11 protein-coding genes are annotated in these 13,278 nt (G+C 60.5%); 4 read left to right on the top strand and 7 right to left on the bottom strand.

Annotated features, from left to right (window positions below):
• Positions 1-39 precede the first annotated feature (39 nt).
• The 5 genes from AIOL_RS11810 to AIOL_RS11790 all read right to left on the bottom strand — a co-directional run bounded on the left by AIOL_RS11810 (position 40) and on the right by AIOL_RS11790 (position 6,861).
• Complete coding sequence (locus AIOL_RS11810) at positions 40-870, bottom strand: carbohydrate ABC transporter permease (protein ID WP_049643158.1); 831 nt, start codon at positions 868-870, stop codon at positions 40-42.
• Position 871: 1 nt separating this feature from the next.
• Positions 872-1,813: a carbohydrate ABC transporter permease gene (locus AIOL_RS11805; RefSeq protein WP_049643157.1), complete on the bottom strand. Its 942-nt coding sequence runs from the start codon at positions 1,811-1,813 to the stop codon at positions 872-874.
• Between the two features lie 83 nt (positions 1,814-1,896).
• The gene (locus AIOL_RS11800; protein ID WP_082152556.1) at positions 1,897-3,150 is read right to left on the bottom strand and encodes an ABC transporter substrate-binding protein; all 1,254 of its coding nucleotides are present in this window, start codon (positions 3,148-3,150) and stop codon (positions 1,897-1,899) included.
• Positions 3,151-3,646: 496 nt separating this feature from the next.
• On the bottom strand, positions 3,647-4,324 hold the full coding sequence (locus AIOL_RS11795; RefSeq protein WP_082152555.1) for a DUF1036 domain-containing protein: 678 nt from the start codon (positions 4,322-4,324) through the stop codon (positions 3,647-3,649).
• A gap of 74 nt (positions 4,325-4,398) precedes the next feature.
• A complete protein-coding gene (locus tag AIOL_RS11790; protein WP_049643154.1) occupies positions 4,399-6,861 on the bottom strand; it encodes a penicillin acylase family protein in 2,463 nt (820 codons plus the stop codon).
• A gap of 81 nt (positions 6,862-6,942) precedes the next feature.
• Between AIOL_RS11790 and AIOL_RS11785 the strand changes: the two genes are divergently transcribed.
• Positions 6,943-7,818 (top strand): NAD(P)-dependent oxidoreductase, encoded by an 876-nt coding sequence (locus AIOL_RS11785; protein ID WP_049643153.1) that lies wholly within the window; start codon positions 6,943-6,945, stop codon positions 7,816-7,818.
• Positions 7,819-7,944: 126 nt separating this feature from the next.
• Here AIOL_RS11785 and AIOL_RS11780 read toward each other — a convergent pair whose 3' ends face one another.
• Both AIOL_RS11780 and AIOL_RS11775 read right to left on the bottom strand, forming a co-directional pair.
• On the bottom strand, positions 7,945-8,406 hold the full coding sequence (locus tag AIOL_RS11780; RefSeq protein WP_049643152.1) for a disulfide bond formation protein B: 462 nt from the start codon (positions 8,404-8,406) through the stop codon (positions 7,945-7,947).
• On the bottom strand, positions 8,403-9,017 hold the full coding sequence (locus AIOL_RS11775; protein ID WP_049645412.1) for an exopolysaccharide biosynthesis protein: 615 nt from the start codon (positions 9,015-9,017) through the stop codon (positions 8,403-8,405). Before AIOL_RS11775 ends, AIOL_RS11780 begins: the two co-directional genes overlap by 4 nt.
• A gap of 654 nt (positions 9,018-9,671) precedes the next feature.
• Between AIOL_RS11775 and AIOL_RS11770 the strand changes: the two genes are divergently transcribed.
• The 3 genes from AIOL_RS11770 (at position 9,672) to AIOL_RS25055 (ending at position 13,259) form a co-directional block, all read left to right on the top strand.
• Positions 9,672-10,067 carry a hypothetical protein gene (locus AIOL_RS11770; protein WP_049643151.1) on the top strand — a complete coding sequence of 132 codons (396 nt, stop codon included), beginning with the start codon at positions 9,672-9,674 and terminating at the stop codon, positions 10,065-10,067.
• Positions 10,068-10,775: 708 nt separating this feature from the next.
• Positions 10,776-10,970 carry a hypothetical protein gene (locus AIOL_RS25060; protein ID WP_152912505.1) on the top strand — a complete coding sequence of 65 codons (195 nt, stop codon included), beginning with the start codon at positions 10,776-10,778 and terminating at the stop codon, positions 10,968-10,970.
• Positions 10,971-11,003: 33 nt separating this feature from the next.
• Positions 11,004-13,259, top strand: a complete 2,256-nt coding sequence (locus AIOL_RS25055) for a caspase family protein (RefSeq protein WP_160314474.1) — start codon at positions 11,004-11,006, stop codon at positions 13,257-13,259.
• Positions 13,260-13,278 lie beyond the last annotated feature (19 nt).

The following is a 13,278-nucleotide window of genomic DNA, read 5'->3' as shown; positions in this document are numbered from 1 at the left end:
CAGCGCGTGCCGTCGGGCGGCGTGTCTGTCGCGGGGCGGTCATCCCTTTACCGCCCCGCCGGTCAGGCCCGAGACGATGTATTTCTGCGCCGCCAGAAAGAAGACCACCGCGGGCGCCAGCGTCGCCGAGACGAAGGCCAGCGTGCGGTTCCACTCGGCGGCGTATTCGCCGCGAAAATCCATCGCGCCCAGCGTCCAGGTGTAGCCCTCGCGGTCGTTGAGCATGATCAGCGGCAGCAGGTAGTTGTTCCAGCTCTGCACGAACACGAAGACCGCTATGGTCGCCAGGATGGGGGTCGAGAGCGGCAGCGTGAAGGTGAAATAGAACCGGATGTAAGAGCACCCATCCACCCGCGCGGCATCGAAAAGCTCGGACGGCATCTCTTTGAAGAAGGTGCGAAAGAACATGATCGAGAAGGCCAGCCCAAAGGCTACCTGCGGCAGTATCACGCCCCAGGCGGTGTCCAGCAGCCCCAGGTCCCGCACCGTCAAGAACAGCGGCATGATCGCCGCGGCCACCGGGAACATCAGCCCCAGCAACAGGTAGCCGAACAGGAAGCGCGACCCAAAAAAGCGGGTCTGCGCGAAGGCGAAGGCGCACATCGAGCCCAGAACCAGCGTTAGCCCCACGGTCATGATCGAGATGAAAAAGCTGTTGCCCAGATAGACCCAGAACCGGCGCCCGCCCAGGATCTCGCCGTAGAACTGCAAATGCCAGACCTCGGGCAGCCCAAAGGGTGAGACGCGCAGCTCGCCATTGGTCTTGAACCCGCCTAGGACCGCCGCGGCGATGGGCATCAGGATCAGAAAGGACACCGCCAAGAGCACGATGATCCGGGCGGCGTCGGCCCAGGTGAACATGCGGCTCATCTCACTGCCCCCTCTGCACGGTGTTGCGATAGGCCAGGGCAAAGACCACACCGGTCACAAACAGGAAGACGCCGACCGCAGAGCCAAAGCCCACGTCCAGCCGGATGAAGCCGAAGTTGTAAAGGTAGCTGACCAGCGTGTGCGAGCTGTTGGACGGCCCGCCCGCGGTCATCGGCATCACCAGGTCAAAGACCTGCAGCGCGCCCAGCACGGAATAAAAGATCGACACGGTGATCGCGGGCCAGATCAGCGGGATCTTGATGTACCAGGCCTTCTGCCAGCTGGTGGCGCCATCGATCTCGGCGCTCTCCAACAGCTCGGAATTGATCGACTGCAGCCCCGCGATGTAGATCATCATGTGAAAGCCGAAATACTTCCACACCAGCACGGCCAGGATCGAGTAATACGCCCAGGGCCTCTCGGCCAGCGGGAACCAGGCCTCCTCCAGCCCCACCAGCTGGCTAAGCCAGGCCGACAGGCCGTAATTGCCGTCCAGCGCAAAGGCAAAGATCAGGCCGGTGGCGACCTCGGCCAGGATGTAGGGCAGAAAGAAGATCAGCCGAAAGACCGTGTTGGCCCGGCTGGTGCGGTAGATCATCAGCGCCAAGGCCAGCGCCAGGGGCAACTGCACCAGCAGCGAGACCGCGATCACCAGGCCAGAGTTCCAGACCGCCTGCCGGAACGCGGAATGCCCGAGCATGCGCTCGAAGTTGCGATCACCGACCCAGCGGCCAAAGGTGGTCTGGGTGGTCTCGTTCATCGCCCAGGGCGCGGGCCCGTAGCCCGACCACTTCCAGGGCGCGAAGAACCCAGCCTGCAGCATCGGCATCATCACGAACACGGTAAAGACCAGGATGGCGGGCGGCACGAAGATCAAGATCATCCGCAGCTGGTCGTCCTGGGCCCAACGCTGCCAGAGCGAGGTGTGGGCAGTTCTTGCCATCACGCTGTGTCTTTCGTTTGCAAAGGCCGCACCCCGCTTCGGGTCAAACCGGGGGAAGAGACGGGGTGCGGTAAGGCGCGCTTTTATTGGAAGGCGCGCGTTTCTTCGAGCAGGGCCGCGGCCTCTTCGGCGGTGATGTCGCCCGTGGCCATCTGCGCCGAGACGTCATTGATCGCCCCGCCAAGCGAGCTGCCAAAGAACTGGTCCAGGAACAGCTGGTGGTAGGTCGACGCCCCGCCGATCGCGGCGAATTGCTTGAGGATCGGGTCCTCGACCAGCCCACCGGCCGACGGCACGGTTGGGATATAGACGCCCTCGCGCGCGGCGCGCTGTTGCGCCTCGACGCCCATGAAGGTCTTGAGGAAGTCGATGGCCTCCGGGCCAGCCTTGGACGTTAGCACAAAGCCAGAGGCGCCACCCAGCGTATCGGTCACGGCGCCCTTGCCGCCGGTGACCATCGGGAAGGGGATCACCCCAAGCTGGTCGTTGCTTAGCCCGCCATCCGAGGCCGCGCCGCGGCTGGCGCCCAGATCCCAGTCCCCCATCAGGTGGAACAGGCTCTCGCCATCGCCCCAAAGCCCGGTGGCCTGGTCGTATTTCACGCCCATGAACCCGTTCTGGAAGGGCTCAAGCTCGATCAGGCGCAGATATTCCTGACCGGCGCGCACCCAGTCGGCATTGTCAAACCCGCCATTCTCTCCGGCGGCAGAGGCGGCCATGCCGTCCTGCCCCATGATCCGCATGGCCAGGAAGGAGTAGAAGAAGTGCAGCGGCCACTTGTCCTGCCCGCCAACCACGAACGGGGTCACGCCGCCATCCTTGGCCACCTGGACCATGGCCAGCAGGTCGTCCCAGGTCTCGATGCTGGTGGGGTCGACGCCCAGCGCCGCGGCGTGGTCCTTGTTGTACCAGATCGCCACGTTCTGCGAGGCCTCGGGCGCGCCGTAGAACTTGTCTTTGTAAGACAGCGCGGCCATCCCGCCGGGCGACAGCTCCTGCTGCCAGGCGCTGACCACGTCATCCGGCAGGTGCTTGAGGAAACCCTGCTGGGCCTGCTCGTAGAACACGCCGCCGGACCAGCTAAAGAACATGTCCGGGGCGGAGGCCGATTGCAGCAGGGTGGGCAGCTTTTGCTTGAAGGATTCGTCTTCCATGTATTCGACCGTGACGGTGACGCCGGGATTGTTGGCGTTATACTCGGCCACGACGTCATCATAGAGCGTGCGCCACGGCGTGGAGTCGCGGTTGATTGACAGGACGTTAACGGTGGTCTCCGCCACCGCGGTCGTCGCCAGCGAGGCGGCCACCAATCCCATACCTAGTGATCTTAAATTCATGAATGCATCCTCCTTTGCGCTTCATTGTCTTTTGTGGCGGCGAATCCTGCCGCCCAAATCTCCTCTAGGTATTATCTGTATGACGGCTACATATGATCTGTAAAGGAGCATCGCGAAGATCCGCGCGATGGAGCCGCGATGCGAGCCAAGGAAATGCCCTCCGATCTGGCGCCCGTTGCCTGCCCAGCGCGGGCAAACCCTTCGCGATCAAACCCTTCCAGACAGAGCTAGCGCGCACCCGCAGGAAGGGCGGGGCGCTGGATCGGCGGCGGTGGATGTTTTTGGTCAGTATGGGCGGAAACGGGATGTTTAGACGCGCCTGCGGCGCCTACGCCCCGTCCGATCTTGCGTGGAACGTCTCTATCGGATCACGGACGCCCCTAAGCGGCGGTGCTGTCGCAATCTGTGTTCTGGATCTCAGAGATCCAGCCCCAAACGCATGAGACGAGCGTTTGGGAGGATTGGCCCGGCGCCCAAGTCCGGGCCGGCTTGTGGCCTAGCATTTGAACGTCTGGGTCGGCCCTTCGTCCTTCATGTCCACGCGAAAGAACTTTTCGTCGTTGCCGCGTACCCGGTATTCGCGCATGTCCGGCCCGACGTAGTATTTGTCGCCGCGCCCACCATGCAGGTAGATGATGCTGTTGCGGGTAGAGGTAATGCTGCCGCGCTCGCCGGGGCTGAACACGAAATAACCCCGCGTGCGCCACTCGTCGCTATCAGGATCGACATAGCGCAGGGCCACGTTCAAATCCGAGCCGCAATTGTTGGCGATCCGGATCTTGTAGGGCAGGGCGTCATCGCAGGTCAGCCGCGAGGTCCACTCGCCGTAGGTCTCACGATCGATTCTGACTTCGCGGAACCCGTAGCTAACGGGTTTGTTGCGCACTTTGTAAAAACGGTCTTTGCCGGACCAATCCGTGCCGTCGGATTGGGCATGGTAGTAATAGATCCGGTTCTTGCTTTCGGCAAGGAAACAGGTCTCGCCAGGCGGGATGTCGTACCAGCCGCGCACGCCCCAATCGCCATCAAGGTGCCGGTAGTTCAGCGCAACCTGCACCGACTGCCAGCAATCATTCTGGAAGCTTATCTTGAAGGCGTGCCCATCCGCGCGGGCGGGCGCGCTGTCAAAAACCAGCCCCATTAGAGCCACTGCGATTAATCCAAATATGCGCATGGCTTCCCCTCGGTTTGGCTCTGCTTGCCTAAGGGCTACCCAGCGCGGCGCACGGATTCAAGATGCTATACAGGCTAATTTTCCGGCGCCAGCGTGGTGATGCCAACCGAGGCCGCCCGCGCCAGGGCGGGGTCCAGCGACATCAGGATGTACTCGCCACGGCGCCACAGCACGCCCAGGTCGTCATAGTGGCGGCTCAGCGGGTGCCCGGATTGCCCCGTGGACGTGATGAAGACCGAGCTGTCGGGGTCCGCCAGGTCATAGACCCCGCGATAGCCCGCGCCATGCACGTTCAGGAAGGGCTCGGCCCCCGAGCCCAGCGTGCGCCCGCGCAGCAGCGTGTTGTCGCCGCCAGATGTGGACTGCCGGATGTTCACCACCCAGTTCAGCACCGGCACGGTGCCCAGCACCTGGTGGTCATGGGTGGCCTCGTGGGCGTCGCCCCAGCGCAGGCTCTCCAGCGTGCCGCCATGCGCCTCGTCGATCCAGACCAGCGCGTCGTCCAGCGCCAGCCGCGCGATGTCGGTGCAGGTCTCGGTGGGCGCCGATTGCAGCACGTCGCACCAGGCCGAGGCGCCGAAGATGTCGCGATAGACGCGCTCGATGAAGAGCGGCTCGACATGGGTGTATTCCTGCGCGAGCGGCCCCAGCTCGTCGCGGATCAGCCGGTCCTGCAGCGCGCGCATCCAGGCCGAGTAGATCAGCGGCTCGGGGCGGTGCTCGTTCATCTCGCCGTTCCACTCTGCCAGCAGCAGCAGCGCCTCTTGGCGGCGCCGCGCGGGCGTGCCCTCGGGGGCGCTCTCGCCGGTGAACCACAGATCCGCGGCCACCAGCGGCAGAAGCGCCCGCGCGGTGGGGCTGACCTCGTCCAACTGGGCCTCGATAAAGCTCTCGCGGGTATGCACCTCGCGGTTCTGCATCAGAAAGCGCCAGCGCTGCACCCTCTGGGTGTCGCCGTAATGGTGCGAGACATGCAACGGGAAGGGGCGCTCGACGGTCTTGTTGTTGGTGTTGCCCAGGATGCCGCCCGCGGGGGCCACGAATTCGGGGTTCGAGCTGTAGTTCATGCGCCCCTGCCAGCGGTTCACCGTCTCCCATCCGGGCGTCGGGATGCGTCCCTGGGTCTGGTGGCGGGCGTCGCGTTTGGGCATGGCGCCGATGGTCTTGAGCGCGATATTCTCGCCGTCGATCATCGTCAGGTTCTGGCTGGGCGCGATAAAGCCTTCGCCGGCCGCGAGCCCTTCTTCCACGGTCTTGGCCTGCATCAGCGCCAGCGCGGCGCTCAGGGAGGTGTCCGCGGGCGAAAGCGCCGTCCAAGCCAGCGAGGTGACATGCCCCGGCGGGGTGATCGTGCCGAGGTCGAACAGGTGCCGCGGCAGGACCGGGCCGTTCTGCGTCCATTGCAGCTGGACCGTGACCGGGTCGGCATCGTTGACCGTGATGATCGAGGACCGGCTGGTCATCGGCGCGTAGCCCTCTGGGGTCAGCACCTGGCTCGGATCGTCGGGGTTGAGCTGCTCGATATAGACGTCTTGGTCGTCCAGGTACGAGGACGTGATCCCCCAGGCGAAGCCCTCGGACCGCCCCGCCAGCACCACCGGCATGCCCGGTATGGTCCCGCCGATCACGCCGCCCGATTGCAGCTCTAGCCGGGCCAGATACCAGATCGTCGGCGCCGAGAAGCCCAGATGCGGGTCATTCGCCAGCAAGGTGCCCCCGGCGGCCGAGCGGGACGGCGCCGCGGCCCAGGCGTTGGAGGCGCCCGCAAAGCCGCGCGGCTGCGCCGGCATCAGCGGGTCATGCGGCAGGTCGAGCCCCGCGGTGTAACGCGGCACCGTGGGGAAGAGCTCGGCATATTCCGGCATCGCGGCGATCCCGGCGCCGGGCGAGTCCGGCAGGATATCCTGCAGCCGCTCATTGGGCAGGATCAGCGAGCTGCGCGCGCGCAGCACCTCCTCCTCAAGATGGCCCGCAAGCTGCAGCGCCATAAGCTTGATCACCGCGATGCTGTCGGCGGGCTGCCAGGGGGCCAACTGATTGGAGAACAGGAACATCTCTGGCGCGCCGCGCCCCAGGGCCCCTTCGTTGACCTCGGCGAGCCAGGCATTCACCCCGGCGGCATAGGCCTCGAGCGCGGCCAGGGTCTGAGGGTCCTGGGCGCGCACCGATTGCACCGAGAGGTTGTAAAGGTCCAGCCGCCGCAGCAACTCGTCAATGCGCACCGTGCGCTGGCCGAAGATCTCGCTGAGGCGCCCCTGCGCGGTGCGCCGCAGCATGGTCATCTGCCACAGCCGGTCCTGCGCATGGGCAAATCCCAGGCCAAAGAACACGTCCGCGTCGGTCTCGGCGAAGATATGCGGCACGTTGGCGTTGTTGCGCACAATCTCCACCGGCGCGGACACGCCCGCGACCTTAAGCGTCCGGTCGTAGTCGGGCAGAGAGCGCGACGCGAACCAGTAGCCGGTCACCAGCGCCAGCGCCAGCAGGACCACAAGGCCCGAAAAGATCCGCAAGAGCCAGCGAAAGGCAAACGCCATGATGAGTGATCCCGGTTGACCGTGCGATTGGACCCGTTAGTTAACTAGCCACAAGCCAACTGGCAATGGGAGCAAGGCATCATGGCGAAAGCAGCATTTCTCGGACTAGGCGTGATGGGCTATCCCATGGCGGGGTATCTGGCCAAAGCAGGCCACGAGGTGACGGTCTATAACCGCACCTTCTCTAAGGCCGAGGCCTGGGTGGCCGAGCATGGCGGCGCGGCGGCGCGCACCCCGCGCGAGGCGGCGGCCGGCGCCGAGTTCGTGATGGCCTGTGTGGGCAATGATGACGACCTGCGCTCGGTCTGCCTGGGCGAGGACGGCGCGTTCGCGGGCATGGGGCAGGGCAGCGTCTTTGTGGATCATACCACGGTCTCGGCGGCGGTGACGCGCGAGCTTTATGCCGCGGCGGACGGCGTGGGCGCGGATTTCGTCGACGCGCCGGTCTCTGGCGGGCAGGCGGGGGCCGAGAACGGCCAGCTTGTGGTGATGTGCGGCGGCAATGAGGGGCCCTATGCGCGCGCCGAGCCGGTGATCGACTGCTACGCCAAGCTCTGCAAGCGCCTAGGCGAGAGCGGCGCGGGGCAGCTGACCAAGATGGTCAACCAGATCTGCATCGCCGGGCTGGTGCAGGGGCTCTCTGAGGGGCTGCATTTCGCCGAGAAGGCCGGGCTCGACGGCAAGGCCGTCGTGGAGGTGATAGCGGGCGGGGCCGCGGGCTCCTGGCAGATGGCCAACCGCTATGAGACCATGGTGGAGGACCAGTTCGAGTTCGGCTTCGCCGTGGATTGGATGCGCAAGGACCTTGGGATCTGCCTGGCCACGGCCAATGAGAACGGCGCCTCGCTGCCGATGACCGCCATCGTGGACCAGTTCTATAAGGACGTGCAAAAGCTGGGCGGCGGGCGCTGGGACACCTCGAGCCTGATCAAACGGCTGCGCGCGTTGGACGGGTAGCGGGCTGTTATCAAAATGTGTGCTACCGCACGCTCTTATGATGCTGGGGGCGAGGCGACGCGCGAACGCTGATGTGGTGATTGCGCGCGCGCTTGCTTTCCCGTATTTAAGGCCAAGAAGAAGGGGTTAGGGCGCGCTCTTACGGTAAGCGGCGAGCCAAATCGCGACCAGGGCAAAGCTGATCAGCGCGTTCCAGGAGGCCATTGAGAGCCCCAGGAGCTGCCAAGCGACCTCGTCGCAACGCACCAAGGGCGCGGCCATGATCTGGTTGAAAAGGTCATCGGTGGACATGCCCGTGATGTCGCCGGAGGAGCAGCTTGAGGGCCCCTCCCACCAGCCGCGCTCCACGCCCGTGTGATAGACCCCGATCGCCCCCGTCGTGGCCGCGGCCAAGGCCCCCGCCAAGGTAAGGATCGCGACTGGCGCAGCCATCGCCGCCACCCCAAAGAGCACCGCCGCGCCATGCGGCCAGCGCTGCCAGAGGCACATCTTGCAGGGCGCATAGCCGAGATACTGGAACCCCCAGGCCCCGAGCAGCAGCGCCGCCGAGCCCAGAGTGGCCAATGCTATCAAGTGGTTGCGTCTCATAGCCCCATCCACCCTCTGATCAAACTCACCAATGTTGCCCCTGCGAAGACCAGCGACGCGATCCAGGCGGTGCCCAGGAGCGTGCCCAGGACCACCAACACACCGTCGCGCTGCAAAAGCCCCATCGAGACGATCACCACCGCAAAGCCCGGGACGGTGTTGGTGCCGGGCAGGGGGACCAGGATCGACGCGCTGAAGAGCACAAGGGCGAGGCCCACCAGTTGGTCCATCGGTGCCCGCGTCAGTGCGCCCAGCCGCGGGCGACTGAACGCCTCGATCCGGCGCAGCCATGGCCCCGCGCGCGCCGCCAGCCCGTGTAACGCCTCCGCTGAGACCGTCCGCGCGCCCAGGCGCCTTGGCAGCCAGGGCGTCTTGCGGCCAATCAGGATCTGCATCGCAACAAACATCAGGGGCAGCGAGACGATCTGGGGCACGCCGTAGAGAAACGGGATGCAGCAGGGCAGCGCCAAGACCAGCAGGAAGAGCCCGAAGGCGCGCTCGTGCAGCTGCGCCAGGATCCAGTCCAGCGAGGCCGCGTCGCCCTCGACCTCCTCGGCCAATTGCCGCAGCCGTGCCGATATCGCCATGTCCTCAACGGGTTGAGCCGCCATGCCTGTCACTCCTGGGCGCTCCGATCTGTGTCGGCGCTTCATAATTCCTGTCACCCGCCTAGCAAATCGCAGGCCAGGCCGCCACGTCGATTTGGGCTGGACGCCGCCCTTGCGCTTCGCTACTCAGGCCGCCGGTGGCCCGAGTGGCGGAATGGTAGACGCAGGGGATTCAAAATCCCGTGTTATCCCGCTCGCGGAAACTTCCGCTACAGGGATTGACAACACAAGCGGGAATGTTTTAGGGTGCCCAACCCCCAATAAACACAGGGCTTTCGCGTCCCGCCCTCCGCTGCGCACACCCTCCCTTATGCGGGAGAGTTGTGAGAGCGTTATGTCACTAGATAATTGACCCACACCCTAGGTGTGCCGGGGGTTTAACCCGCACCTTTGGAAAACCTCATGTAAAACAGGGGGTTAGTCCGCTGATAAGGCGGTGACATGACAGTGACATGGCGGTGACGTGAAGTCGCCATAACAGGTGTTTTTGGTAAAAACCAAACAAAAACAGGGGCTTAGCGTTCTGGTTTTTTCTGCGGAAACCCTTCCCTTATCGGAAGAGTTGCGCGGATGGCGAGTGAATAACTGATTAACCCACACCCTAGGTGCGAAGGGGGTTCAACCCACACCCTAGGGAAAACTTATGAGGAAGATGGAATGAAGATGAATATGAAGGTGAACCCTAAGGTGAACCATGAGGTGAACCCTAAGGTGAACCATGAGGTGAACCCTAAGGTGAACCATGAGGTGAACCCTAAGGTTCCCTCTATGGACCACGTTGCGGTCATACCTCTGGATGACCTTTACGAGCAGCAGCTCCAGCTTGAGCAGGGGATGACTGCACTAGGTGCTGACCGATACCGCTCACGCGCTGATAGGGCCGTCGAGCGCGGTGCCGAAGAGACCACCGCATACGGCAACACCTTGCTCGCACGTTGCACCGAGCAGGTGGCCGAAGGTGTTCATGAGTTCCTGCGTGATGCCGAGGCTGGACGCCCCGGTCGCCGTCATGCTGCCGTCAAATACATGAAGCAGCTCGATGCCCGAGAGTAAAGCCAGCGTGCTCAAGCCGGACACCACACACCTTAGGACGCAGAGGACAACGAAATGACACCGCCGAGCTGTTGGCGGACGACGACAAGCAGCCACGCAGAAGCCCAGTCACTCACGCGCCCCCGCGTTACACTGGCATGGTATGAGATTGGGCAGGTGACGGCCCCGATATGACGGCCCTGCGGAGACCAATTCTGGACGGCGGAGCCGTTGCTAACGGTTCATGTTAATGTGACCAAGAGGGTGAAACTGAGTATTCATCTCTATGATCATCTTCTCCTAAACCTCTAACATAAAACTTCACATGAAGCTTTATACCGGCTGTCGCCGGATGGTGGATTGAGGTTGGATGATAAGATGATCTGAGCTTCTGTGATCTTCCAGAGCGCTTGAGCGCGCCTTTATGGTCTTCCCTGAACATGCCCCTGAATCATTGGGGCCGGATGCCCGCTGATGGTTAAAAAAACGTAAAGGAACCTTAAGGTCCGCATGGAGCCCAAAGAGACGAATGCTGCGCGTCGCACCAATGTCCCCTTTCAAGTCTTTGCCGATTGAAGAAGGCAAAAAAGACTCCCCTTGGAGCGGTCTACATGGTTTGGTGTTTCTCGGAGTTAAAAGTTGCCCGCGCGTTCAAAACTGTTGCGTGGAATTTCTCACTAAGGTCAGAACTAGGTAGTAATTATGAAAATATACAGATTGGTGACGGGCTTGTCACTGCTTATTGTTGGGATAAGTGTTTTGATCTACTTTTCCTATCGCATCCCCTCAGGTGTCGAGCCAATGGGTGGAGATGGTGAAACTATTGCTCGATACAGCCTTATCGCTGCAGCGCTTGGAGCAATAACAGCGTTTCTAGGCGTGATCAAAGAAGTAATCTCCATGTTCAGAAAGAAAAAGGAATAGCTTTTGAGTCTGAGGATGTTCAGGGATTTTGGAATGCTTTTTTTGGCCATGCTCTTGGCGGTATGGCTTTTGTCAGGCAAGTCCCTTGCTGACGACACCCCATTTTTTAAGCCGTCAGGTGCTCCGACTTGGGGGAAGGTTGTCTCAACGTTTTCCGGGGCGCGCATCGGGCGGAGTAGAACTTACGCGCTTGTTGTTAGCATAAGCTCATATGATCACACCTACGACATCCCTTCGACGCATGAGAATGCAGTTAATGTTAAAGACTACTTTTTGGATGTCCTGGGCTACGATTATGTGCATGTGCTAACTGAAGAGGACGTCACATACGAACGTGTCCGCAATCTAATTCAGTCCGAGTTCCGCAACTTAATTCAGAAAGATGACCGGTTTGTTCTTTATTGGTCTGGTCACGGGGAAACCATTCAGTCTTGGGACGACATTCCTCAAGGTTTTTTACCAACCAAAGCTTCGAAGCTTGATGATATCTCGACAATGATCGAAATGTCGACGCTGAGCGGCTGGGTTCGGAAGTGGATACCGGCAAAGCAGACATTGTTTTTATTGGACACCTGTTTCAGTGGGTATGGCGCGGTTTCGCGGCAGTCTCCGGGCATTAGGACCACTGTGTCCGAGATGTTTACTCCGAGTCGCCAAACTTTCACCGCAGGTTTAGAAGGACAACAGACATTTGCCTCTGATCGCTTGGGGACTAGCGCCTTCACCCATGCGCTGCTTACTGGTATCGATGGTGCTGCTGATACAGCTGGCATCAATGGCATACCGGATGGCATCGTAACGTTAGGCGAACTGGAGGAGTTCGTCCGAAATACGGTCCGCCGGATAAGGCTTGAGTACAATTGGAGCGAGCCAATAACACCGACAGTTATGTCTCTCGGTTCCTTACAAGGTGAGTTCTTCTTTCTAAGTAAAAACAAGAGAATCGCAGCCCGTGAACAAGATGGCGAGATTTTTTCTGGTGAATTCGCATATGGTATTCCCATGTCGGCCAGCGCCTCGTTGAATCTCAGTCCACGAGAGGTGATTGCGTTAATCCAGCTAAGACTGCTTCAGGCCGGGTATCCCACAGGCAGCATCGACGGCATATATGGTCCTATGACGGGTTCTGCTGTATCATTGTACAAGTCGCATCATCAGGCGTACGAGAAGAATGAGCCGTCGAATGATGCGCTATCCGCAAGAAGCGAAATTGAAGAGCGCATAATGTGGGAGATTTCTGACGCTTGGGTTGCACTTGGGCTAAGCGAAATTGACGATTTATCGCGGTTCTCCTTTCGGGATTTCAACCGCGTAGTTGATAGGCGATTTGGGTTGGAGTACGGAACGTTGGACGTTCCAACTCATCTGGAGCGAGGTTCTCGAGTATTCACAAGTATTAGTTCTTTGATCGGTGCGGACGCTCCAATAGATATTCAGATTGCCGCGGCGTTGAGACGTGGACGAACTTCAACTGTGCAGAGTGAAAAGAACGACTTCAGACCACGACTTACACGTCATGATTTGGGCAAATTGTCATTTGACAACGGCACATTTCGGTACGCCGGGATTGAGCCGATATTTGAGCCGTTCCCCAAAATAAACGTTCCAGTCACCTCACTCATCGATTCAGTAAATAATGCGAATTCCGCTGATCTCAGCAAGGTTGATTACAACGATCTGCTTTCGAGCTTGAAGCGCCTGAACGGACACATAGTATACGAACCCAACGATTTTTCTCCAGCACGTATTGTCGATGTTCGTATTGCCGGAGCAGTCGACGGTTCAGCTCTGAAACTTCAGGCAATGCTGTCGCCGAACCGCCGAACCTCCGGCGCGGCATGCTTTGAAGACGGCATAGGTTGCGAAAATTATGACGTCAGAGATTGTGATTTTCTCGTTCTAGATTTGGACAATGGTCATCTGAATTCAATGACTTCAGAAATCGATTCGCGACTTGCAAGACAACATTTCCGGTGCTTCTATCGTGCATATTCAAGCGAGAACTCATCATCATTTCCAAATGATGGTTTTGCCTTTTCTTCAGAAAAACACTTTGTTGAGGTTTTTGGAGACTTCCAGGGCAGGGTGATATTTCAGGGTAAGGTGTATTCGCTTCAGGAGCTTTGGAATTCAAAGTCGTTGGACGGGGCGCTGCCGACGAATTATGGCTGCATTGAGTTTGCGGAGCCAAAGATCATTCGAGTTTGGTCTGTGCCGTGTGGAGAAGCTTTCTGGTTCGTCGCTGCCGATTCTGAATATCACGACGCAGCGCAGCTAAGCCCTTACTAAATCCGTTCACCGACCGGAA

The organism is Candidatus Rhodobacter oscarellae, from assembly GCF_001078595.1.
Classification (GTDB): domain Bacteria; phylum Pseudomonadota; class Alphaproteobacteria; order Rhodobacterales; family Rhodobacteraceae; genus Rhodobacter_B; species Rhodobacter_B oscarellae.
The sequence above is the reverse complement of the archived record's forward strand: the minus strand, read 5'-3'. Positions and strand labels throughout refer to the sequence as shown.